Here is a 23,339-nt window from a genome sequence, read left to right on the forward strand (position 1 = left end):
AAATGAAGAAGCATAGACTGGTCATATTAGGTGGCGGCGAGAGTGGTGTAGGTGCTGCATTGCTGGGCAAAAAAAAGGGATATGAAGTATTCCTGAGCGACGGTGGCCCCATCAAACCAAAATATGAAAAAGAGCTCCTTGACAATCAAATTGATTTTGAATCGGCGAAGCACAGCCTTGATCTGATATTGAATGCAGATGAAGTGATGAAGAGCCCGGGCATACCTGAAAAGAATGAAGTGGTAAAAGCCATTCGTGCAAAAGGTATACCGGTGATCAGTGAGATAGAATTGGCCTATCGCTATAAAGGCGATAGCAAAATTGTAGCGATCACAGGAAGTAACGGGAAAAGTACTACCACTGCATTGATTTATCATATCTGCCAGACAGCAGGACTGGATTGTGCATTGGTAGGCAATATCGGGTATTCATTTGCAAAACAGGTGGCAGAAGAACCCAAAGCGCTGTATGTGGCCGAGATCAGTTCTTTTCAACTGGATGATATAAAAGATTTCCGTGCCGATGTAAGTGTGTTATTGAATATCACAGAAGATCATCTCGACAGGTATGAGTACAGGTTTGAGAATTATATCAACAGCAAGTTCAAAATCATTCAAAACCAGACTATGAATGATTATTTCATCTACTGTGAAGATGATGAAGTGATCATGGAAAAATTGAGACTACTAACCATCCATACTAACCCATTACCATTCTCTATGAAACACGAAGTAAAAAAAGGCGGCTACATCAAGGGCGACCAGATGATGCTAAGAATCCAGGAAGAAAGAGTAAGCATGAGTATTTACGATTTCGCCCTTAAGGGTAAACACAACAACTACAACACTATGGCCGCAGGAATTGCCGCTACCACTTTGGGTATCAGAAAAGAAAAGATCAGAGAAGCTGTGAAAAATTTCCACAGCCTCGAACATCGGATGGAATTTGTGGCCATGGTACGTGGTGTTGAGTTTATCAACGACAGTAAAGCCACCAATGTAAACAGTACCTGGTATGCACTCGAAAGTATGACCAAGCCAACTGTGCTCATTCTTGGCGGAACAGACAAAGGGAATGATTATTCACTGATTGCCGAACTGGTAAAAGATAAAGTGAAAGCAATTGTATGTATGGGAGTAGACAATAGCAAGATTATTGAAGCATTCAAAGATATTGCGCCGGTTATTGTTGAAACAGATAGCGCCAAGAAAGCTGTAAACACATCATTCAAATTATCTGCAAAAGGCGATGTGGTATTGTTGAGTCCGGCCTGCGCCAGCTTCGATCTGTTTAAAAACTACGAAGACCGCGGAGCGCAATTTAAGGATGCTGTAAAAGAATTGTAATACTGTGAAGCCGGTAATGAAACTATTACCGGGAAGGAATAAATATTATGCCAGAAGTAACCGATAAACTGTTTTCCCAGATACCCAGTGTAGAAGGTGTACGCAGCCAGCTTGTAGACAGAGCAAGGGGCGATAAGTATATCTGGGGTATCGTATTGCTTTTATCGCTGATCTCTATCCTGGTTGTATATAGCGCAACGGGCTCGCTGGCTTATAAAATGTACAAGGGTAATACCAATATATATTTGTTTAAGCAGGTGTCATTTACCGTGGTAGGATTAATGCTGATTTATTTCCTGCATCGGATTAATTACTCTTTGTTTTCAAGGATTGCAACCATCCTGTTTTTACTGTCTATTCCTTTATTGATTTATACTTTATTTTTTGGAGCAAAAATAAACGAAGGTAGCCGGTGGATCAAATTGCCGATTATTCACCTGACAGTTCAAACCAGTGATCTTGCAAAGCTTGCTTTGTTTATGTATATCTCAAAATTGCTGAGTAAAAAGCAGGAAGTAATCAAGGATTTCAAAAAAGGGTTTATTCCCATTGTTACACCAGTATTGATTATCTGCGCACTGATTATGCCTGCCAACCTGTCTAATGCCTTATTAACAGGAGCCACTTCTTTATTGTTGATGTTTATTGGCAGGGTAAGCCTGAAACATATTTTACTAACTATTGGTGTGGCACTAATACCGGTTGCCTTTATTGTTTCAGTAGCTGTAATGACACATAAAAGCAAAGCAAGTAACAGTGATGTAGTAGTGGCAGAAAAAGCAAAATCAATTGGTCGTTTTGGAACATGGGTAAAAAGAGTACAGGATTTTATTTATGCCAAAGAAGCAGAAGTGCCTTATCAGGTACAACAGGCTAAAATTGCCATTGCCAATGGAGGGGTGCTCATGGGGCTTGGTCCGGGTAATAGTCAGCAACGCAATTTTCTTCCTCAGGCTTATAACGATTTTATTTATTCCATCATCATCGAAGAATATGGATTGATTGGGGGAGCATTCATGATATTTATTTACCTCGTTTTCCTTTTCCGCTGTATACGCATCTTCCGGAAATGTCCCTATGCATTTGGGGCTTTTCTGGCATTGGGATTGAGTTTTACGCTTGTTATTCAGGCGGTAGCTAATATGGCAGTAAATGTAAACCTGGTTCCTGTAACAGGGGTAACACTACCATTGGTAAGTATGGGAGGAAGTTCTTTTTTATTTACCTGTTGTGCTATAGGTATTGTGTTGAGTGTGGCGCGTAATGTGGAACAGATAGAAGGTAAACCAGAGCCTGCTCCAATCGTAAATTCTTTAGTAACAACTGCGGTGTAAACAAATGGCAAAAAAAATCATCATAGCAGGAGGGGGAACAGGCGGGCATATTTTCCCTGCCATAGCCATTGCAAACGCCATAAAAAAATTGGTGCCTGATACGGTATTCCTGTTTATTGGTGCATTGGGTAAGATGGAAATGGAAAAAGTGCCGCAAGCAGGTTACAGCATTGAGGGATTGGATATTGCAGGATTTAACCGGTCGAATCTTTTTAAAAATATTTCACTTCCCTTAAAACTCATCAAGAGTTTCTGGAAGGTTAAAAAACTGGTGAATCGGTTTCAGCCAGATGCTGTAATAGGTGTAGGGGGTTACTCAACCTTTCCGGTGTTGCGTTATGCCCAGCAGAAAGGAATTCCAACATTTATTCATGAGGCCAATTCCTTTGCAGGAAAGAGTAATATGTTGTTGGGTGCCAGAGCCACTAAAATATTTGTAGCAACAGCCGGAATGGAAAAGTTTTTCCCGGCAGAAAAATTGATGGTAACGGGTAATCCGGTGAGAAAATCAATTGCAAATATTGTCTTGTCAAAAGAGGCCGCACTGGAAAGTTTTGGATTAGAAAAAAATAAGACAACCATCCTCGTAATGGGAGGTAGTCTTGGTGCTAAAAGTATCAACGATGTAATAGCGGCACATGTACATGAATTCATTTCGCTCGATATACAACTGATCTGGCAAACAGGTAAGACGAATGCCACCGCTTATAAAGAAAGGGGCAAGATTTTTTCAAATGTATGGGTCGATGCATTTATAACAGACATGGATAAAGCATATGCTGCTGCAGATATAATAGTATCAAGAGCCGGTGCTATGTCTGTGGCTGAGATATGTGTGGTGAAAAAGCCGGCCATATTTGTACCCTACCCACATGCAGCAGAAGATCATCAGACAGTAAATGCCATGCACCTGGTAAATAAAGGAGCTGCCTTAATCGTAAAAGATCAGGAAGCAGTAAAAGAATTGTTTTCAAAAATGGTGGCATTGGCAAAAAATTATGAGCAGCAACACGAATTAAAAGAAAAAATAACACCACTCGGGATAGCAAATGCTGATGAAGTGGTAGCAACAGAAATATTAAATACAATCGGTGGTTAAGTTAAACGACATACAGAAAATATATTTTATCGGTATCGGTGGTATTGGTATGAGTGCGCTTGCGCGTTACTTTAAATCCAGAGGTGCAGCAGTGAGTGGTTACGATAAAACCAGTACACCGCTTACCCGTGAGCTGGAAGAACAGGGTATTGCTATTCATTATGAAGAGCGGGTTGACCTGGCTCCAAAAGATGCCGATGCTGTGGTGTACACGCCTGCTATTCCTGCAGCTCATGCAGAGCTCGTGTATTATCGTGAAAATGGGTACACAGTAGTAAAGCGTAGCGATGTATTGCAATGGATCACCGAAGGTTCATTTAATATCTGTGTGGGCGGAACACATGGAAAAACAACGGTTACATCTATGATCGCACACTTATTGCGTCATTCAGGTTATGGATGTAATGCATTCCTGGGCGGAATTGCAGCCAACTACAATACCAATTTCTGGAGTAGTAATAGAAATGTAGTAGTAGTAGAAGCAGATGAGTACGATCGGAGTTTTTTAAAACTGGTACCCGATATCGCAGTGGTAACTGCTATTGATCCCGATCACCTTGATATTTATGGAACACCACAGGAAGTAGAGAATGCTTTTGTACAATTTGCAGGAAAAGTAAAACCCGGAGGCTGTCTGGTAACAAAAAAGGGGTTGAGTAGAGAAGCTGATCTGCAGGCCAGCCTGAATTACAGGTATAGCTACAATCAACCCGAAGCAGATGTAAAAGCTGTTAACCTGTTGGTGCAAAATGGCAGTTATAATTTTAATGTAAGTGGTCCGGGATGGATCATTAATAATATTACCCTTCATATGGGCGGGTTACACAATATTGAAAATGTGATTGCAGCCATAACAGTTGCCAAACATTTAGGTATTAGTGATGATGCCATACGTGCAGCAGTAGCTGATTTTAAAGGTGTACGAAGAAGATTTGAATACGCACTAAAAAATGAATCACATGTGGTCATTGATGATTATGCGCACCATCCGGAAGAATTGCGCGCGTTAATCAGTGGTGTAAGAAGCATTTTCAAGGATCGGCAGCTGACGCTGGTATTTCAACCTCATTTATTCAGTCGCACAAATGATCTGGCGGATGGTTTTGCGGAAAGTCTCGATATGGCCGATGAAGTAATACTGCTGCCTATCTATCCGGCACGTGAACTACCCATGCCGGGTGTAACCAGTGAATTATTGATCAGTAAAATGAAACTGGCAGATAAAAAGCTGATGGAAAAAGAAGAAATGCTGGAGTGGATAAAAACAAAACAGCCATCGCTGGTGGTGATGGCCGGGGCAGGTGATATAGATGCATTGGTAAAACCGGTGAAAACAATATTGGAACAATAAGCGATGAAGAAGATTGAGTGGAAGAAAAGATTGATCCAGGCTGCATGGATACTGGCAGGAGTTGGTACAGTAGTACTGATGGGCGCAGCTATGCAGAAAAAGAACAGGAAAACCTGCACAGATATAAAGATAGAAATAACGGGTATTGAAGAGAATATGTTTATAGATGAAAAAGATATTCTCGAACTGGTGAATCATAAAAGAAAAGTGATTGGTACGCCGGTATCTATGTTAAACCTGCGTTCCATGGAAAATGCATTGGAAAATAATCCATGGGTAAAGAATGCAGAAATGTTCCTGGATAACCAGCAGGTATTACAGATTGAAATCGATGAAAGACAGCCGGTAGCAAGGGTCTTTACCATGCAGGGGAGCTCTTTTTATCTCGACAGTGCAGGCATTCGATTGCCGCTGAGTGATAAATTAAGTGCCAGGGTACCCATGTTTACAGGCTTTCCATCGGATAACCTTAAGTTATCAAAACCAGATAGTCTTTTGTTAAATGATATTGTAAAACTGGGCAGGTATATACTCGAAGATTCTTTCTGGACGGCACAGGTTGCACAAATTGATATTGAACCGGGCAGACAGTTTGAACTGATACCTGTTTTTGGTGATCATGTAGTAAGCATTGGTAATGTTAATGAACTCGATGCGAAGTTCAACCGTCTGCTTACTTTTTATAAACAGGCCTGGTTGCAGAACGGTATACATTACTATGAAAAAATCAATGTTCAGTTCGATAAACAGGTGGTAGCGGTAAAAAAAGGAATGGGTGGAATACGACAGGATTCAACAACAGCCCTGGAACTGATCAGACAGATGACCACAGCGGCAGATTTGACGGTAGTTCCTGTAGAGAAAAACCGGACGCTACAAGCCGACAGCATTGTTAAGCCACCGGTTGTTGTGCAAAAACCTGTTAAAGAAACTAGCCCTGCTAAAACTGTTACTAACATCAACAATAAAATAAATACGAAACCGTTATCGAATAAGGTCGATCCGAAAAAGAAGCCGGAACCGAAAGCGGTTATGAAGAAAACTAAGTAGTGAGCAGTCAGTAGTGAGTAGTAATTTAAAATCACTCACTACTCACTACTGACTACTCACTAAACATACAAACAACTAAAACACATACCTTATGAATCACAATGAATCACCGATCATTGTTGGTCTGGACATTGGAACTACCAAAATTGCGGCCATCGCGGGGCGTAAAAATGAGTATGGTAAACTTGAAATACTCGGTTTTGGTCGTGCCAATAGCAGCGGCGTACAACACGGTCAGGTGTTGAACATCGATCAGACCATTAAAGCCATTCAACAGGCTTTGTTAAACTGTTATGAGAGTAATCCTGATCTTGAGATAAATGAAGTATATGTAGGTATTGCCGGGCACCATATCAAGAGCCTGCAAACCCGTGGCGATATGGTTCGTCAGGATCCGGAAACGGAGATTCAGCGTTGGGAAATTGATCAGTTACTGAATAACCAGCGCAAAACTTTTATACCTGCAGGTGACCAGATCATCGATGTAATTCCACAGGATTTTCATGTGGATAATATCCAGAATATTAAAGACCCGGTTGGTTATAACGGTGTGAAAGTGGGTGCTAATTTTCATATCATCACCGGCGACAGGAATGCCATCAGAAATATTCACCGTGCAGTTGACAGAAGTGGACTTAGTACCAAAGACCTGGTATTACAGCCCCTGGCTTCGGCAAGTGCAGTAATGAGTGATATTGATATGGAAGCAGGTGTGGCCATTCTTGATATTGGTGGCGGTACCAGCGACCTGGCTGTTTTCTATGAAGGTATCCTGAAACATACAGCAGTTATTCCTTTTGGTGGTGAGAACATCACCAACGATATACGAATGGGATTAGGCGTTTTGAAAAGTCAGGCAGAAGCCATGAAAGTACAGTTTGGCAGTGCATTGGCAGATGAGGCCAAAGCCAATGCCTACATAACCATTCCAGGATTGAAAGGTATGCCGGCTAAAGAAATCAGTGTGAAAAACCTGGCTGCCATTATCCAGGCGAGAATGAGTGAGATACTCGATTTTGTAACCTATCATATTAAAACCGTAGGTCTCGACAGCCGTGCATTGAATGGTGGTATTATTCTTACAGGTGGTGGTTCACAATTAAAACACCTGATTCAGTTAACTGAATATACAACAGGTCTGAATGCAAGAATTGGCTTACCCAATGAGCACCTGGCACCTAATCACATTGAAGAACTCAAGAAACCAATGTATGCCACCTGTCTGGGTCTGATACTAAAAGGTTACAGCGATTACGACCACAAACACAAAGAATTTACCGAACAGTTTAAGAAAGTGGAAGTGCCAAGAACCCTGAAAGTAGAAGCACCTGAAATGGAAATCCCTGTAATGCAGGCTGTAGCGGAAATTGACGGTAATGCAAGAAAGCAGAAATTCTGGGACAAGTTTAAGAATAACCTGATTGATCTGTTTAAAGAAGAGGAAGATCAGGTAATAAAATAAAATGCAGTTAACATACGTTTCCTATATACCGTCCCATTGAAAACTAAGTAATCTACTAACCCAACAAAAACGTTCTCTATGATTCACTTTGATCTTCCCAAACAGAAATCCTCCATCATCAAGGTACTTGGTGTAGGAGGCGGTGGAAGCAACGCCGTCAACTTCATGTTTGACCAGAATATCGAAGGTGTTGATTTTATTATCTGTAATACCGACGCCAAAGCAATCGAACAAAGCAAGATTCCCAATAAAATACAATTAGGTCCACACCTTACGCAAGGTCTGGGTGCAGGAGCTAATCCTGAAGTAGGTAAGAAAGCTACTGAAGAATCGCTGGAAGAAATTAAGCGAATCCTTGAAGTAAATACCAAAATGGCATTTATTACCGTGGGTATGGGTGGGGGTACCGGTACCGGCGGAGCTCCGATCATCGCACAAATTTGTAAAGAGCTGGGTATCCTGACCGTTGGTATTGTAACCACACCATTTGGATTTGAAGGTCCACGCAGACAATTACAGGCCGATGAAGGTATTCGTCAACTGAAACCATATGTAGATACATTGCTGGTGATCAGTAATGATAAACTGCGTATTCAGTACGGTAACCTGAAAATGAAGGAAGCTTTTTCTAAAGCAGATAATGTACTGGCAACTGCAGCAAAATGTATCACAGATGTTATCAATAGCCGTGGACATATCATTGTTGACTTTGCCGATGTATGCACGGTGATGAAAAATGGTGGTGTGGCAATACTCGGTAAAGCTGAAGTAGAAGGTGAAAACCGTGCACAACTGGCTATTGAAGAAGCTTTGTCGTCTCCATTACTGAATGATAATGATATAAGAGGTGCAAAATGGATACTCATCAACATCAACAGTGCAGAAGGTGATCATGAGTGTACGATGGATGAACTGGAAACTATTAACAGTTTTCTGCGTATGCAGGCAGGTGAAGATACTGATGTAATTGTGGGTATGGGTTATGACAACACATTGGATAAGAAAATTGGTATCACTTTAATTGCTACCGGTTTTGAACATAAAGACCCTTTTGCTAAACCTGTTGAACAAAAAAAGCCTGAACCCAAACAGGAGAAAATTGTAATGACCCTGGATGTTGAGCAGGCAGAAACAAAATCCGTTCAGCAACCCATTCAACAAACATTACCACTGGAAGATAAAGATCCATTTGCGCCAAGAATGGAAGAAGTGATAGAAGAGTCACCTGTTTTAAATTTCTTCGCAACAACAGCTATTGTTGAAGAAACAAAAACAGAAGAAGAGCCTGCTGAAAATTTCACACTTCAGTTTGAACTGAGTACGGAAATTACAGAAGAAGTGGTAGTACCCGAATTACCGAAAGAAGAAGTGCATGTGGTGAAAACTGTTGTTCAGGAAGAATTACTGCAGTTTAAAGTAAATGAACAACCGCAGCAGCCTGCTACTACCATGTTCAGCAAACCCATGAATATTTATGCAGAGCCTGAAAGACCAGCCCCAGCACCTGTTCAGGAGCTTACACCTGTTGTGCCTGTGGTAGAAGAAAAGCCCGTAGCACAGGAAGAGGAAATGCTGATGCAACTGGTAGAGAAAGAAGAAAAGCCGGCACCTGTAGCAGTAGTAGCACCAAAAGCAAGTTTTATAGACGATTCGGTATTGGATGATGCAGAAGAACAGAAAAGAAGAGCCGCTGAACGCATTCAAAAACTCAGGAACTTGTCTTTTAACATGAGTAATAACGCAGATGCCAACAATGAGTTTGACAATGTGCCTGCTTATGTAAGAAGAAATATGGAACTCTTTGGAAATACCCTTACTTCTGTGGAAGACTTTTACAGTAAATACACAGTAGGAAAGGATGAAAATAATCAGACACAAATTTCCACCATCAATACCTTTTTAGATGGTAAAAAGCCTGATTAGCGATTGCTTATCATAGATGTTTTAGCCTGGTGATTTTAGTTGTTGATCCCGCCGAAAGGCGGGATTCTTTTTTCAACCTTTATTGTCGGATATTTGTTATATCAATAAAACAAATGGAAACAGTACTCATTACCGGCGGAACAGGCATGGTTGGCCGATATCTTACCCGGTATCTGCTGCAGAAAGGGTATGCTGTAAACTGGCTTAGCAGAAAGGCAGGAGAAACAAGTGTTGGAGGGAACGAGAGTCAAGAAAACAAGAATCAAGGGAACAAGAGTCAAGAAAACAAGAGTCAAGAAAAGAAGGTACGGGTGTTTCAATGGGATATTGACAGGCAAACGATAGATGAAGAAGCCATCATATCGGCAGATTATATTATTCATCTTGCAGGTGCGGGTGTAGCTGAACAACGCTGGACTTCAAAACGGAAACAGGAGATACTGGATAGCAGAACCAAAAGCAGCGCATTGATTGTAAAAGCATTGAAGGAAATTCCTAATACAGTAAAGACTGTAGTAAGTGCATCAGCTATTGGCTGGTATGGTCCAGACAAACAGGACAGCAAAAATCCTTTTACCGAAGAAATGCCTTCTTATCCGGGTTTTCTGGGTGATACCTGTAAGGCATGGGAAGAAAGTATAATGCCTGTAACAACATTTGATAAAAGACTGGTTCGGTTGAGAATAGGTATTGTATTAAGCGGGACCGGAGGTGCGATTACCGAATTTAAAAAACCACTCAAGGCAGGTATTCTACCCATATTTGGTACAGGTAAGCAAATAATAAGCTGGATACATATTTATGACCTGTGCAATCTCTTTTTGTATGCTATTGAAAACAGAGAAATGCAAGGTGTGTACAATGCCGTTGCGCCAAATCCGGAATCAAGCCGTGGTTTGATGATGTCGCTTGCGCAAACTATGGGTAGGAAATGGGCACTGCCAATACCTGTGCCAGCATTTCTATTGAAACTGCTTTTGGGAGAAATGAGTATTGAGATACTGAAAAGTGCAACAGTAAGCAGCAGGAAAATAGAGGCGGCAGGATTTAAGTTTACTTATCCTGTCATAGACGAAGCCCTCGCGAATCTCTGATGTCAGATCTCAGATGTCAGATTTTTTTTTAAATCTGACATCCGACATCTGCCATCATAAATCTCTCTTACTATGTACCTTGTAACAAATAACCCAGATAATCACTGTAATAACAATCGTGAGGCCAATATGCATGGGTATGGCATCTAATGCTTTCTGGTATCCGGCTTTCATATCCTGACCAAAATTGCCTATAAAAGCAGGTACAGGAATCAATCTGTCAGAGGCTTCGAAAGGAAAGAATCTTCCAATATCATTTTTAACCTGGTACTTAAACCATGATACGGCTATATTTTCGAGAATAAGATAATAGAACAGGAAAACGCCCAATGCGATGAATGCTTTTTTAATCAGGTAACCCAATAAGAAAGCAATGGAAAGCTGTGCAAATGTTTGCAGGAAGAATAATGGGATATACTGCAGTTGTTCGCTCCAGCGATAAAAATTTTTACTGTCTGTATAAGAACCATAACCAATGGCAACAATGGTATAGGATAAGGTAATGATTGTTGTAACGATCAGTACATCACATAGTTTACTGGTAATAAAATCTTTTCTGCTCCATCCATCAATAATATTCTGTCTGTGGGTGCGGTAATTATATTCGTTGGTTACCAGCATAATAACGAGAATGGCAGGAAGTATAATAAAGAAAGAAGAAAAGAATGCCACTGTATGCCATGTTTCTGGAAACGCATACGGATTGCCAAGTAACATTTTAGCAATGGCACCTGTTTCTTTTCCTTTGGTAATATCTTCATACACTTTCAGGAACATCAGGTTAATGCTTGGATAGGTTAATGCCACTATACCCAGCATCCACCAGAAAGCGGGGTATTTTTTAATTTTTAACCATTCTATTTTTATGAGGGAAAGCATAATATCTTTTTTAGGATGAATTAGTCGTTGGTTAATTCAAAGAATTTGGTTTCAAGACTCTTCTTCTTTAACAACAATTGATTAAGTGTAACACCTTGTTCAAAACAGTGACGGTTAAGCTCTTCCATGCGGGCAGTACCCAGCGGGAAATACAATTCAAATAATTTACCATCCTGTTTTAAATGAGAGTGGCCGCTGAATCCTTCCAGAACAGATTTGAGTTTATCTGTATCAATAGCAGATATTTCAACAATATCTTCATTGGCTAATACTTCATCTACTTTACCGGCAGTAAGCAGGGTTCCTTTTTTAAGAATGGCTACATGCGTACACACTTTTTCTACCTCATCGAGCAGGTGACTGGCCATGATAATGGTTTTCCCTTCTCTGGAGAGTTGTTTAATTAATTCACGTATCTCGGCAATACCAACCGGATCAAGGCCATTGGTAGGTTCATCAAATACCAGCACTTCGGGGTTGCCAAGCAGGGCAGCGCCAATAGCGAGCCTTTGTTTCATACCCAGACTATAGGTTTTGAACTTGCTTTTTTTACGGGCCGATAATTTTACAATCTCCAGTACCCTGTCAATATCTGCTGCATCGCCACGACCACTGATGGCTTTGGTGATATTCAGGTTATCAACTGCGGAGAGATAATGATAAAAATTAGGCGTTTCCAACAGTGAGCCAATCTGTTTCCTTGTTTCGGGCGAACCGGGTTTTCCAAACCAGGAATAATTACCCGAATTGGCTTGTAAAATATCAAGGATGATACTGAGCATGGTTGTTTTACCACTACCATTGGGACCCAATATACCGAAGACACAGCCTTGCGGAACGTCGAACGATACATTGTTTAATGCCTGGATAGAACCATACCTTTTCGATATTCCCTGGATGGAGAGAACAGGTTGCATAAGCAGTTGTTAACGATGAATAATATAGGTGTACTATATACACCCTCTTACCGAAGATACTCAGAATAGAGTGAGAATGAGAGAAAAGGGATGATCAGTTTTTTACATGTACCAACGGTAGTTGGAAGGGCTGAGCTTACAAAATTCTCTGCGAAACCTCCGTTATCTCTCGTTCTCTGCGGTAAATTTACTCGAATATTCACCGCAGAGAACGAGAGAACGCAGAGGTTTCGCAGAGTAGGTTAGTTTCTTAATGGACGACCGCTTTTTAATACACTTTGAATGCGTTCAAGTGTCTTTCTTTCGCCGCAAAGACTCAGGAAAGCCTCTCTTTCCAGGTCGAGTAAATATTGTTCTGATACAAGTGTGGGTTCGCTCAAATCGCCGCCACACATTACATAAGCCAGTTTTCTTGCTACCAGTGCATCGTGATCGGTGGCATAGTTACCTCTCCACATGCCATTGATGCCCGCATATAAAGCACCCAATGCCGAGCGACCCAATACTTTAATATCGCTGCGCTGAACAGGAGTGGTATATCCGCTGTCAGCAAGTTCTATCACCGATTTTTTAGCTTCTGTGAGTCTTCTTCCCAGGTTCATTACAATTTCATCAGCACCTTTTCTAAGAATACCCATTTCAATTGCTTCCTGTGCCGATGTGGCTACTTTAGCGGTGGCAATAGATAAGAACCTGTTTTTAAGTGTAATGGTTTCGGGTTCGTCTTCATGCATTTCATCAGCGGCGCGTAATACAAACTCTTTAGTGCCACCGCCACCGGGAATCAATCCCACACCTAACTCAACCAATCCGATATAGGTTTCTGCTGCTGCGCAAATTTTATCTGCGTGCAGGTTCATTTCACAACCACCACCTAATGTGAGGCCGTGCGGAGCAGTAACAACAGGCACCGAAGAGTAGCGAACACGCATCATGGTATTCTGGAACATGCGGATGGCCATATCCAGTTCATCGTATTCCTGTTCAATGGCCAGCATAAATATCATGCCCACATTGGCACCTGCACTAAAGTTGGCGCCTTCATTACCAATAATCAATCCCTTGAATTTTTCTTCTGCAATACCAATCGATTTATTGATGCCTTCCAATACCTCACCACCAATACTGTTCATTTTGGTACTCCATTCTAATCCGGCAACACCATCACCAATATCGTATAATCTGCAGGCACTGTTTTTCCAAACCAGTTTATCGCGGTGGTTATTCAGTACAAGGAACGATTCTCCACCCGGAATGGCTTTATAAGTTTTAGAAGACTGGTCATAAAACATTCTGCGACCATTTTCTACTTTATAAAAACTGGTAGCGCCTGAAGCCAGCATCTCATCAATCCATGCAGCAACAGTATGACCGGCAGCTTTCATGGCTTTTACAGTGGCTTCAACACCAACGGTATCCCAGGATTCAAAAGCGCCTATTTCCCAGCCAAAGCCAGCCATCATGGCATCATCTACACGATAAATTTCATCGCTTATTTCGGGTATACGATGTGAGATATAGGAGAAGAGTGAAAAATGAAATGCACGATAAAATTCACCGGCTTTATCAGGTGCTGCGGAAAGCATTTTAATTCTTTGCTTCAAATCATCAACAGGTTTGGCCGCTTCAATACTTGCAAACTTGGGTTTGTTGCGTGGACCATATTCCATGGTAGACAGGTTGAGAGTCTGAATCTCTTTACCTTCTGCCGATTTTATTTTTTTGAAAAAGCCCTGACCGGTTTTATCACCCAGCCAGTTATTGGCTACAATTTTATCGAGCCATGCGGGGATATTAAAAATAGCTTTTGCTTCGTCATTCGGACAATTATCTGCCACACCTTTTGCCACTTTTACCAGTGTGTCAATACCTACTACATCAGCAGTACGGAAAGTGGCCGATTTAGGTCTGCCGATAATGGGGCCGGTTAAGGCTTCAATATCATCAATGCCCAACCCCTGCTTATCCATAATATGAAAAATGCTCATGATGCTGAATACCCCAATACGGTTGGCAATAAAAGCAGGCGTGTCTTTACACAAGACTGTAGTCTTGCCGAGATAGAGATCCCCATACTGCATCAGGAAATCAACAATTTCAGGATCGGTATGCGGTGTAGGAATAATTTCCAGTAAACGCAGGTAACGGGGTGGATTGAAAAAATGCGATCCACAGAAATGTTTTTTGAAATCATCGCTTCTTCCTTCCGCCATCATATGAATAGGAATGCCGGAAGTATTGGAAGTAACTAGTGTGCCTGGTTTGCGAAACTGTTCTACTTTGGTATAGATCAGTTGTTTGATATCGAGTCTTTCCACCACCACTTCAATAATCCAGTCGCAGGTGGCAATATCTTTCATGTTATCATCAAAGTTGCCGGTACTAATTCTTTTTACCACAGCCTTTGAATATACAGGAGAAGGGTTGCTTTTAATTGCAGCCTGTAAGGCATCATTTACCAGTTTATTACGTTCTGCCGGTTTGGTACTTTCTTCTGCACCTTTTGCAACCATGTCTAATAAGAGTACTTGCACACCAATGCCTGCAAAATGACAGGCAATACGTGAACCCATAACACCACTACCCAATACCGCAACTTTTTTGATAGAACGTTTCATGTGTGTATTTTTATTGATTTTGGTCACATGGAATTCGCCAATAAACATTCTAGCTGATATCAGCTTTTGTTATGGCTCATTTCATACAATATGCTTTACCGTAAAATTAGTTAGTTATGCAACTATTTATATCGAAGATAAGGGAATTTATTTTTACCGGGAGGGTAGGTGCCGGGCAAAAAAATATCAAACAGCATTGCTACTGTTTGATATTGTGGCTCTTCAATTAGAATTGTTATACAAGTATATTCATTCCTCTGAAGGAGCCGCTCCCTTGTATGCCATATACAGGCAACCGAGGTAAACAATTAAGAGTACGTAAACTAACATAATCGGGGGGGGATTTTGTTTCTACAATTTATGATGAAAACGCTTTATTTATTGGATGTTTAACAGTCCTTTTATTCACCTTATGTGGATAGCCAATGAAAAATGCCTGATTTATAGCGCCTTAGGTTAATGTTAAGTTTCCAGATAACCTGTAGTAGATTCGTATGGCCTGTTAAGTTGATTAAAACAACCGGAATTTAATTTTGTTCTGATTTTTTACCATTTAACAATATTCAATTGCAATTGACCTGCTTTCAGTTATTTTTGTTTACATGGAACTGACGGCCGAACTCATTGATCATCTGGCACATTTATCAAGACTTCATTTTACAGATGAGGCAAAAAAAGAGATTCAGGATGATCTCCAGAAAATGGTGGTATTTGTGGAGAAACTATCGGAACTTGATACTACCGGTATACAGCCTATGCTGCATATGGGACAGTCGTTCAATGTATTGCGGGATGATGAAGTGAAAGGCTCTGTGAGCAGGGAAGAAGCATTACAAAATGCACCCGGCGCCAATGATAGTTTTTTCAGGGTTCCTAAAGTAATTCGAAAATAAATCGTTTAAATACAAAGTCAGCACATGTCAAACCAGGTGATCATCCGACTCGAAAACATCCAGAAAAGTTATTTCATGGGTAACCAGGCCATTCCGGTGCTGAAAGGTATTACACTCGATATCAAGAAAAATGAATATGTGGCTTTAATGGGTCCCTCAGGTAGTGGTAAGAGTACATTAATGAATATACTGGGTTGCCTCGATTCTCCTACAGGTGGTAAATACATCCTGAACCAGAAAGACGTGAGTAAAATGGCAGATGATGACCTGGCAGAAGTTCGTAATTCAGAGATTGGTTTTGTGTTTCAGCAATTCAATTTATTGCCCAGGTTAAGTGCGGCCGAAAATGTGGCGCTTCCATTGATTTATGCCGGGGTGAGCAAAAAAGAGAGAATGGAAAGATCATTGGAGGCACTGGAAAAAGTAGGACTTGCAGACAGGAGTCATCACAAATCAAATGAACTGAGTGGTGGTCAGATACAGCGTGTGGCCATTGCACGGGCCCTTGTTAATAATCCATCTATCCTGCTGGCCGATGAGCCTACAGGAAACCTCGATTCCAAAACATCGGTGGAAGTAATGGAGATATTCGGAAAAATTCAGCAGGCGGGTAATACGGTAGTGCTGGTAACCCATGAAGAAGATATTGCAGCTTATGCACACAGGGTAGTTCGCTTACGTGACGGACTGGTTGAAACCGATAAAACACGAAGCACTGCCATGGCGCATTTATCGTAGCAGGTATTGCTGGGTGCAGATTTTGTGGGAGCTTTAACCGGCTCTCTTTTATCTTTCGCCGTTGTTGGTCGCCTGACCAACAACCTTTTTTATAAAGCGAGTTATACACCTGTAGCCCTAACTGAACCAATCAAATCTATTTTTGTTTTCACTACAATACAGTAACAATGGCACTAAAAATATATACCAAAACCGGCGACCTGGGTAAGACATCTCTTATCGGAGGAACCAAAGTACCCAAGAGTCATATTCGTATAGAAACCTATGGTACGGTAGATGAACTCAACTCTCATATAGGATTGGTGGGTGATTATTTTGATGAGCCACATTCACGTTCTGTTCTCAAAGAAATACAGGATCGCTTATTTACCATTGGTTCATCACTGGCCTGCGACCCTGATAAAGAACCATTGATGAAAATGCCCGATTTAAAAGAGGCAGACATTACGGTGCTGGAAAAAGAGATTGATAAAATGAATGAAGTGTTGCCACCGATGAAATTTTTTATTCTCCCTGGTGGTCATATCGCTGTTTCCTCCACACATATTGCACGCTGTGTTTGCAGAAGAGCAGAACGTTGTTGTGTGAATATGCAGGAGCAGGAAATTTTTGTAGATCCTTTAGTAATTAAATACCTCAATCGTTTAAGCGATTATCTTTTTGTACTTGCACGTTTTATGGCGCATCATTTAAATGTGGCGGAAATTGCGTGGAAGCCGAGGGTTTAAGGGTGGTAGGTAGTTAGCAACGAATCTACATTGATGCGTTGCCTTTTCCCGATATGGAGGAACAACCCAAAAGCCTCATTCTCAAAGCTATCCAAAAGATCCAAAAACGATTGGAGAGCATATTAGAAAGCGGCGAATGGATCTGGGGCTGAACCAAACGGATATCGCACGGCTCTTTAAGGTCTCCAAAGACTGTGTCTGCTACTGGGAAAACGGTTGCTCACACCCGCACATGAAATACTATCGTGCCATCATTCATTTCTCGGTTACTACCCGTTCGACCACGAAACGAAAACCTTCGGTGATATGATCAAGCGGTATAAATATGCGCATGGATTGAGCAACTGGAAGCTGGGAAAACAGCTTGGAGTGGATGAAGCGACGGTTGCGAATTGGGAGCGGAACCAGCGAGTTCCGACAAAGAAGCGAATGAAGTATGTTCTTTCGCTTATCACCAAACATACCTCCTGAAGGGTGTGTTTTTGTATTCGTATGTACAAAATCGTCAATGTGGAAAACACCAGCGAATTTTATAAAAAAAGGGTGTTTTCCACATTACGAATTACAACATATTACTTTATTTTCACAACGAAATACAATAATGCATTATTGGTTCGTCTATCCCCCCCTTGATGAATCGTATTTCATGACACCTTACCATTTTAGATATATTTTGCGTGCGATCGTTGATGTTAACATGGCGTTATAGTGGAGTGACAAGACAATGAGTTTAACTCTACAAAGAGTCGTATGGTGCATTTGTAAAGGGCTTATTTTTTTTATAAGAAGCGCCTTTCAGAATTAAATTTTTGACAACTACATATCAAGTCTAAACAAATGGAACAACACTTTTTGAAAAGAAATTAATAGTTTACTCAGAAAAATTACTTACAAAAAATATGTCAACATGAGAACTGCTTTATTATTATGTACATTAACTATGTGTTTAATCACAGCCTGTAAAAAAGAAAAAATAGGTATTGACAACAGTACAAACACTGCTGAAAGAAATGATAAATTGGATTTAAGCAAATGGCAACCAATTCTAATGACTAATCATTTAATTAATTCACTAACTCCAGATATTAATAGAAAAGTAGATTGGCCTAATGCGTTTGTTCGAAAAAATGATGGGCAAAATGAATTTTATCTCCCATTACATTCAAACAATCAAAATTTACAATTACTAAGAGTTTTTGCGAATGTAAGAGACTCCATAGAATCTGCGGAAGTCATTTTGATAATGAATTATAAAAATGATGTTTCTACTAGCACTAAAGGAATAATCAAAAAGGAAAAGCAAGGGTTCAATTATTTTTCAGGACTTGCACAAGTTTTTGATTTAGATAAAAAGATAAAACATTATGAGTTATATGTTAATGGTCGATTAGTGTCGAAAAATAAGTTTGTAAAAAAAGCAAAAAACTCGGAAATTCAGATAAAGACTAGCACTCAGCAAGCAAGTGGGACAGTGTGCTGGGATACTTATTGGGTTTCTTTTTATTCAGATGGAACACAGACATGGAACTACATGTATACTACTTGTGGCGATGATTGCACAACCACTACTATAATAGATATAAATCAATCTCTTTTTATTAAATCTAATTGTGGCGGAGGGGGTGGTTCACCATATCCACAAGGTGACGAAGTGCTTTGGACACAAGAAATGTTTGAGTTTCAAACTGATTACAGAACAAGAATGAGTCAAGCCGAATTAGACATATATGATAATGAACTTACTTCTAATCAAAGACTCAAATATCTAATTAATGCCAAAACTGCACTTGAAAAAGCTGCATCTCTCTTTCCGACGTCAGTTTGGAATGGGAAAGGGGATGCTTTTAGACATGCACATTTTGTAGCTGCAAATGCAGAAAGCCTTGGCCCTATTTTAGCAGCTCGATTAGCAGCCGCTCACGAACTGAATCCTAATAATCACCCATTAGAAAAAGAAATGGATACTAGAAATAATGCAATCGGGATACAATTATTCAACACAATGCTTACTAATGGCTTGACAGGTCATTTTTTTAGAGAAGGACTACAGATCCTGTTAACGCAAATGATCAATAATGGTGGATTATGGATTATTAGCCCTTTAGCATCTAATGGAGCTCCTATAGACGGGGTTTCTCAATTAGTTCATTCAAATGAGTAATTATGAGAACAATAATTTTTTTCATTTTATTCTTATTTGCACTCGGATGCGAAAAAAGTAAACAAAATATTTTTGTTATAGATACTTTCACAAACGACACAGCATTCGTTATCACAAGTAAAAGAACGAATAATAATACAACTCTAACTCTTGCAGTTACGGGAACTTCTAATGATACTACCTTATTGCAAGGGCGAATTAAAATACCTCCTGGGTTATCGATAAATGAGTCTATTCAATTGGACTTTTATGGAGAAGAATTTGTCTTAAACTTCTCTCCTCATAAGGCGACTAAGGGAAGAATCCAGATTAAGTATTCTGTTCATTAATTTAATCTATATTTTGTACGAGTCAACTTTGGGAAGGTTTCGGAACTTTCCCAAAATTTTACATAATAATATTGGGTATAATTCTATTGCAGGGAAACGGAAGCATGAGACGTGAAACGTGAGTGCACACTATGAATCATATAAACCAGTTTCTTCGTCCAGGTTCATGATGTCAACGATATTTTGTTTCTGTTGCTCCTTCATTTGTTTTCTATATTTCATAATATCATCGAACTTTATTCTTCTGTGCTTTCCAACTTTTGTAAATGCAATTTTCCCGTCTTCAAGTAGCTTTACTAAATGAGGTCTTGAGCAGCCAAGAATTTCAGCAGCGGCCTGTGTAGTTACTTCGGTAGCAATAGGTACAAGAGAAATTAATTTGCCTTGTCCCATCGCTTTTAAAATATCTCCCAGGAGCTTTAAAGCACTTAGTGGAATCTTAATTTTTTCGCTTGTTTCTTCAATTTCAATTTCTGGTTGTTCAGAATTCAGTTGCTCTATTACGGAAGCTAAAGCGTCGTAAGATTCACTTGCAATCTTTTGGTCAAGTTTTGAGGGTTTTCTTATTTGCTCTAATACTTTCATGATAATCATTGTTGAATGCTAGTGCAAATTAATCGAAATAAACGAAATAAACAGAATAAGCGAAACTGGTTCTGTTATGATAAAAGCTGGTTTTTGGTACGATAGCACCCAAGAAGGAGTGTCTCTTCGGGAAAACACGCTTTTTAAAGGCAGATCATCAATACCAAAGCCTTACCAGACAAGGGTTTTCCTCTTACCTGCTTCCGGCTTTCTTCGGGAAATTCCCGAAGCAGCTTCAAGATTTCTTCTAGAATTTCCCGAAGAAACCTTGAAGAAAGCCTGAGCAAAGGTTGGCTATGGTGCGGCTGTGGTGTTACCAATGTGTGGAAGATGTTCGGAAGAAATACCCCAAAAAAAAGGAATGTACCTATTGTAAAATAGAAATATTTGAAATATTTTTATACGAAATGAGTATGTTTCGTAAAACATAATTCAACTGAGTAGATTGGTGAAATTGAGTTTCGGCAATTTACAAGTTGGCTGTAATACGGCAAGACCGTTCACATTTAAAGTTCTTTGACCAAAATATTGTTTTGCTTGACAAAACACAAAAACTTGGACATCCAAATTAAGTTGACTATTGATCTTGCAATGTCCTTAATCGGAGTTGTGGCGTTTTCTTCATTTTTCATATTTGTTGAACAATTAAATAACACGATTATGCAAACTTCAATAACAACCGTAAAATCTATTTTGAAAGTTTTATTTGTTTCTGTTACAGTGGGAGTAGCCCTCGTGTGGAGAAAATGGTCCTAACTCCGATTAACATGACATTGAAACTTTAGAAGACTTAGTTTGCCAAGATTGAGGGCGGGGGTTCGAGTCCCCCTCTCCACTTTTCAACAAATCATCTAAATATAAAGACATGGCTCTTACAGACTTTTTCAGAATTAATTTACCATATGGCTTGAAGAGAAACTCTAAAGGTGAATGGTTCATATTTAACAGAGAATACGTACCATTAGGATGGAATTCTACCGCAGGGGCAAAAAGTATTTTTGACGAAAATGCATATCCTGGCTATCCTGTTTATACTAAATACAAGGGTTTGACAGAAAATGCTATTCTTAAAATAATAACAGACCCCGACAGAGTGCAGCGAAATAAAGCTGGAGAAATTGATAGCGTTTTTTTTTATAACGACAAGACGAATCCACAGTCAAGTCCTCAATATTGGGATGAATATTTTAATATTATTAAGGCATTTTCGAAGTTTGAAATCTCAACAAAATAAAACTACTACAGCCAACATGCGGTTTGGCGTTATGGCAGCTTGAAGGAATACAATTCGGCTATAGTTTGGCTATTGTGCTGCATATCCAGCTTGACGGAAAGATTTGAGCAGTAGAATAAAACGTGTACATTAGTTCATCGTTTGGCTTTAGTTGTCGGCGGACGGAACCCAGAATACCGCCACATTGCCAATGCTTCACTGTTAGCTGCAACCCTAAGATGACACAACGATTATGAAAGAGGACATAAAGAAAATTAGAGAATTACTCGACAATATGGAAAAGTCTGAAACTCAATCGGACAGTGAAAGTGTAAAAGAAACATTCGATTTGTTCGAGCTTCCGCAACTTGTAAAAGACATCGTTGATTTTTTACAACCAGTTATTTCCCCATATGAAATGGATGTGTATTGGTTTTTATTTAGACATTCAATTCTTGAAAATGGTGACATATTTATAAGAGCTAGTAACGCAAAAATCGCAAAAGGTATTGGTTCGAAATTTAAAAACTTAGACAGCCAAAATCCACGGTCAGGAGAAAAAACTGTTGCGGAGAATTTAAGGTCGTTGGAAACCTTGAATGTGATAAAGAAAGTTGGAGACACCAATAGAGACGGCACATTGTATAAGATATTTCTACCAGAAGAAATTGAAATTTGTCAAGAAAAAATGAAATCACTTGTAAAGGAAAACCTTCCATTTGTTGACCCTAAGAAAGAACAAGACTATTATAACATTAAGGAAAACAGGCTGAAAATATTCGAGCGAGATAAATATTTGTGCTACAAATGCAAGAAGCAACTGACAAGGTTTAATGCCACACTCGACCATATTCAACCGGTGAGTGAAGGTGGTGATAATTCATTTGACAATCTTGTTACGTGTTGTTTTCATGACAATGCAAGCAGACGTGCGACACCAATTTCAGACTTTATTCCTGAATGACAAGAAGGACAGTAGCAAACAGCGGTATGGCAAAAGGCAGGCTGATGTGCTTCGTAGAAATATTTGTACAAGGTTCAGCATTTGCACTTCGAATGAGCCGCAGTGCTATAAATACCACCTTCGACAAGCTGCAAATCGTTGGCAGTAATGGTATACCCTTCGTAACGACAAACCTCTAAAATTTGAAAATGTTTGACGATCTAAATAAATATAAACAAAACGGCCATTTTTTCTTTAAGCAGACAGACAACTTAATTTCAGTTTGTAATGCACCAAATGACAAAAGTGGAGTGTATCTACTTTACGCATTAAAAGACGGAAGAGTAGAGCTTATTTATATAGGGCGTTCGGGGGAAATAAAACAAGATGGAATACTTTTTATCCGTAAAGCAGGACTTGGCGGACTTAAAGACAGACTTGTAAATGGCAAACAATTTGGTGAACCGAGACGGAACTCCTGGAAAGCTGTAATGAATTATGAAAAAATTGAAGCATTAGACATTTACTGGTATGCGACACATTGTGAGAAGTATATTGATTGCCCGAAAATTCTTGAAAACAAACTGCTTCGAAAATACTTTGAAATTTACGGACGCTTACCAAAATGGAATAACGAACTATGAGAACTAACTTTTGGAAACTTCCGAAAGGTTAA

21 protein-coding genes are annotated in these 23,339 nt (G+C 39.8%); 17 read left to right on the forward strand and 4 right to left on the reverse strand.

Annotation, left to right across the window (positions count from 1 at the left end; translation table 11 throughout):
• Positions 1–2 precede the first annotated feature (2 nt).
• The 8 genes from murD (at position 3) to KXJ59_RS07305 (ending at position 10,659) form a co-directional block, all read left to right on the forward strand.
• A complete protein-coding gene (gene murD, locus KXJ59_RS07270; RefSeq protein ID WP_295202615.1) occupies positions 3–1,346 on the forward strand; it encodes a UDP-N-acetylmuramoyl-L-alanine--D-glutamate ligase in 1,344 nt (447 codons plus the stop codon).
• A 47-nt stretch (positions 1,347–1,393) separates the two neighbouring features.
• Entirely contained in the window at positions 1,394–2,680 is a 1,287-nt protein-coding gene (locus KXJ59_RS07275; RefSeq protein WP_295202618.1) for an FtsW/RodA/SpoVE family cell cycle protein, read from the forward strand.
• A gap of 4 nt (positions 2,681–2,684) precedes the next feature.
• Positions 2,685–3,779, forward strand: a complete 1,095-nt coding sequence (gene murG, locus KXJ59_RS07280) for an undecaprenyldiphospho-muramoylpentapeptide beta-N-acetylglucosaminyltransferase (RefSeq protein ID WP_295202620.1) — start codon at positions 2,685–2,687, stop codon at positions 3,777–3,779.
• Positions 3,772–5,130: a UDP-N-acetylmuramate--L-alanine ligase gene (gene murC, locus KXJ59_RS07285; protein ID WP_295202623.1), complete on the forward strand. Its 1,359-nt coding sequence runs from the start codon at positions 3,772–3,774 to the stop codon at positions 5,128–5,130. The genes murG and murC overlap by 8 nt, the downstream gene beginning before the upstream one ends.
• Before the next feature lie 3 nt (positions 5,131–5,133).
• A complete protein-coding gene (locus tag KXJ59_RS07290) occupies positions 5,134–6,180 on the forward strand; it encodes an FtsQ-type POTRA domain-containing protein (RefSeq protein WP_295202626.1) in 1,047 nt (348 codons plus the stop codon).
• A gap of 91 nt (positions 6,181–6,271) precedes the next feature.
• Positions 6,272–7,642, forward strand: a complete 1,371-nt coding sequence (gene ftsA / locus KXJ59_RS07295; RefSeq protein WP_295202628.1) for a cell division protein FtsA — start codon at positions 6,272–6,274, stop codon at positions 7,640–7,642.
• Between the two features lie 78 nt (positions 7,643–7,720).
• Positions 7,721–9,565, forward strand: coding sequence for a cell division protein FtsZ (gene ftsZ / locus KXJ59_RS07300; RefSeq protein WP_295202631.1), 1,845 nt, complete (start codon positions 7,721–7,723; stop codon positions 9,563–9,565).
• Between the two features lie 113 nt (positions 9,566–9,678).
• Positions 9,679–10,659 (forward strand): TIGR01777 family oxidoreductase, encoded by a 981-nt coding sequence (locus tag KXJ59_RS07305; protein WP_295202634.1) that lies wholly within the window; start codon positions 9,679–9,681, stop codon positions 10,657–10,659.
• Positions 10,660–10,713: 54 nt separating this feature from the next.
• Here the strand turns inward: KXJ59_RS07305 and KXJ59_RS07310 are convergent, their stop codons facing one another.
• From KXJ59_RS07310 to KXJ59_RS07320, 3 genes are all read right to left on the reverse strand, one after another.
• A complete protein-coding gene (locus KXJ59_RS07310) occupies positions 10,714–11,538 on the reverse strand; it encodes an ABC transporter permease (protein ID WP_295202636.1) in 825 nt (274 codons plus the stop codon).
• A 20-nt stretch (positions 11,539–11,558) separates the two neighbouring features.
• On the reverse strand, positions 11,559–12,455 hold the full coding sequence (locus KXJ59_RS07315; RefSeq protein ID WP_295202638.1) for an ATP-binding cassette domain-containing protein: 897 nt from the start codon (positions 12,453–12,455) through the stop codon (positions 11,559–11,561).
• Between the two features lie 242 nt (positions 12,456–12,697).
• Positions 12,698–15,073, reverse strand: a complete 2,376-nt coding sequence (locus KXJ59_RS07320; RefSeq protein WP_295202640.1) for a 3-hydroxyacyl-CoA dehydrogenase/enoyl-CoA hydratase family protein — start codon at positions 15,071–15,073, stop codon at positions 12,698–12,700.
• 602 nt (positions 15,074–15,675) lie between these two features.
• On the opposite strand from KXJ59_RS07320, the gene gatC reads away from it, so the two are divergent.
• The 6 genes from gatC (at position 15,676) to KXJ59_RS07345 (ending at position 19,922) form a co-directional block, all read left to right on the forward strand.
• Positions 15,676–15,966, forward strand: coding sequence for an Asp-tRNA(Asn)/Glu-tRNA(Gln) amidotransferase subunit GatC (gatC, locus tag KXJ59_RS07325; protein ID WP_295202642.1), 291 nt, complete (start codon positions 15,676–15,678; stop codon positions 15,964–15,966).
• Between the two features lie 24 nt (positions 15,967–15,990).
• Positions 15,991–16,704, forward strand: a complete 714-nt coding sequence (locus KXJ59_RS07330; protein ID WP_295202645.1) for an ABC transporter ATP-binding protein — start codon at positions 15,991–15,993, stop codon at positions 16,702–16,704.
• A gap of 167 nt (positions 16,705–16,871) precedes the next feature.
• Complete coding sequence (locus KXJ59_RS07335; protein WP_295202647.1) at positions 16,872–17,432, forward strand: cob(I)yrinic acid a,c-diamide adenosyltransferase; 561 nt, start codon at positions 16,872–16,874, stop codon at positions 17,430–17,432.
• A 306-nt stretch (positions 17,433–17,738) separates the two neighbouring features.
• A complete protein-coding gene (locus KXJ59_RS15995; protein WP_363265811.1) occupies positions 17,739–17,903 on the forward strand; it encodes a helix-turn-helix domain-containing protein in 165 nt (54 codons plus the stop codon).
• 436 nt (positions 17,904–18,339) lie between these two features.
• Positions 18,340–19,593: a hypothetical protein gene (locus tag KXJ59_RS07340; RefSeq protein ID WP_295202649.1), complete on the forward strand. Its 1,254-nt coding sequence runs from the start codon at positions 18,340–18,342 to the stop codon at positions 19,591–19,593.
• Between the two features lie 2 nt (positions 19,594–19,595).
• Positions 19,596–19,922, forward strand: coding sequence for a hypothetical protein (locus KXJ59_RS07345; protein ID WP_295202651.1), 327 nt, complete (start codon positions 19,596–19,598; stop codon positions 19,920–19,922).
• A gap of 129 nt (positions 19,923–20,051) precedes the next feature.
• Here KXJ59_RS07345 and KXJ59_RS07350 read toward each other — a convergent pair whose 3' ends face one another.
• Positions 20,052–20,507, reverse strand: a complete 456-nt coding sequence (locus tag KXJ59_RS07350) for a helix-turn-helix domain-containing protein (RefSeq protein ID WP_295202654.1) — start codon at positions 20,505–20,507, stop codon at positions 20,052–20,054.
• Positions 20,508–21,372: 865 nt separating this feature from the next.
• Between KXJ59_RS07350 and KXJ59_RS07355 the strand changes: the two genes are divergently transcribed.
• The 3 genes from KXJ59_RS07355 (at position 21,373) to KXJ59_RS07365 (ending at position 23,307) form a co-directional block, all read left to right on the forward strand.
• Positions 21,373–21,741 carry a hypothetical protein gene (locus KXJ59_RS07355; RefSeq protein WP_295202656.1) on the forward strand — a complete coding sequence of 123 codons (369 nt, stop codon included), beginning with the start codon at positions 21,373–21,375 and terminating at the stop codon, positions 21,739–21,741.
• 232 nt (positions 21,742–21,973) lie between these two features.
• Positions 21,974–22,684: an HNH endonuclease signature motif containing protein gene (locus KXJ59_RS07360; RefSeq protein ID WP_295202658.1), complete on the forward strand. Its 711-nt coding sequence runs from the start codon at positions 21,974–21,976 to the stop codon at positions 22,682–22,684.
• 188 nt (positions 22,685–22,872) lie between these two features.
• Positions 22,873–23,307: a hypothetical protein gene (locus tag KXJ59_RS07365; RefSeq protein ID WP_295202660.1), complete on the forward strand. Its 435-nt coding sequence runs from the start codon at positions 22,873–22,875 to the stop codon at positions 23,305–23,307.
• Positions 23,308–23,339 lie beyond the last annotated feature (32 nt).

The organism is Sediminibacterium sp., assembly GCF_019264485.1.
In the GTDB taxonomy this organism is placed as follows: domain Bacteria; phylum Bacteroidota; class Bacteroidia; order Chitinophagales; family Chitinophagaceae; genus Sediminibacterium.

Excerpts from the sequence above, each read along its gene's own strand:
- KXJ59_RS07365 (WP_295202660.1), top strand. The coding sequence starts at position 22,873 with ATGTTTGACGATCTAAATAAATATAAACAAAACGGCCATTTTTTCTTT.
- KXJ59_RS15995 (WP_363265811.1), top strand. The coding sequence starts at position 17,739 with ATGATCAAGCGGTATAAATATGCGCATGGATTGAGCAACTGGAAGCTG.
- KXJ59_RS07275 (WP_295202618.1), top strand. The coding sequence starts at position 1,394 with ATGCCAGAAGTAACCGATAAACTGTTTTCCCAGATACCCAGTGTAGAA.
- KXJ59_RS07340 (WP_295202649.1), top strand. The coding sequence starts at position 18,340 with ATGAGAACTGCTTTATTATTATGTACATTAACTATGTGTTTAATCACA.
- KXJ59_RS07320 (WP_295202640.1), bottom strand. The coding sequence starts at position 15,073 with ATGAAACGTTCTATCAAAAAAGTTGCGGTATTGGGTAGTGGTGTTATG.
- murD (WP_295202615.1), top strand. The coding sequence starts at position 3 with ATGAAGAAGCATAGACTGGTCATATTAGGTGGCGGCGAGAGTGGTGTA.
- KXJ59_RS07290 (WP_295202626.1), top strand. The coding sequence starts at position 5,134 with ATGAAGAAGATTGAGTGGAAGAAAAGATTGATCCAGGCTGCATGGATA.
- KXJ59_RS07350 (WP_295202654.1), bottom strand. The coding sequence starts at position 20,507 with ATGAAAGTATTAGAGCAAATAAGAAAACCCTCAAAACTTGACCAAAAG.
- KXJ59_RS07335 (WP_295202647.1), top strand. The coding sequence starts at position 16,872 with ATGGCACTAAAAATATATACCAAAACCGGCGACCTGGGTAAGACATCT.
- KXJ59_RS07305 (WP_295202634.1), top strand. The coding sequence starts at position 9,679 with ATGGAAACAGTACTCATTACCGGCGGAACAGGCATGGTTGGCCGATAT.
- gatC (WP_295202642.1), top strand. The coding sequence starts at position 15,676 with ATGGAACTGACGGCCGAACTCATTGATCATCTGGCACATTTATCAAGA.
- KXJ59_RS07310 (WP_295202636.1), bottom strand. The coding sequence starts at position 11,538 with ATGCTTTCCCTCATAAAAATAGAATGGTTAAAAATTAAAAAATACCCC.
- KXJ59_RS07345 (WP_295202651.1), top strand. The coding sequence starts at position 19,596 with ATGAGAACAATAATTTTTTTCATTTTATTCTTATTTGCACTCGGATGC.
- murG (WP_295202620.1), top strand. The coding sequence starts at position 2,685 with ATGGCAAAAAAAATCATCATAGCAGGAGGGGGAACAGGCGGGCATATT.
- KXJ59_RS07360 (WP_295202658.1), top strand. The coding sequence starts at position 21,974 with ATGAAAGAGGACATAAAGAAAATTAGAGAATTACTCGACAATATGGAA.
- ftsZ (WP_295202631.1), top strand. The coding sequence starts at position 7,721 with ATGATTCACTTTGATCTTCCCAAACAGAAATCCTCCATCATCAAGGTA.
- KXJ59_RS07315 (WP_295202638.1), bottom strand. The coding sequence starts at position 12,455 with ATGCAACCTGTTCTCTCCATCCAGGGAATATCGAAAAGGTATGGTTCT.
- KXJ59_RS07330 (WP_295202645.1), top strand. The coding sequence starts at position 15,991 with ATGTCAAACCAGGTGATCATCCGACTCGAAAACATCCAGAAAAGTTAT.
- ftsA (WP_295202628.1), top strand. The coding sequence starts at position 6,272 with ATGAATCACAATGAATCACCGATCATTGTTGGTCTGGACATTGGAACT.
- KXJ59_RS07355 (WP_295202656.1), top strand. The coding sequence starts at position 21,373 with ATGGCTCTTACAGACTTTTTCAGAATTAATTTACCATATGGCTTGAAG.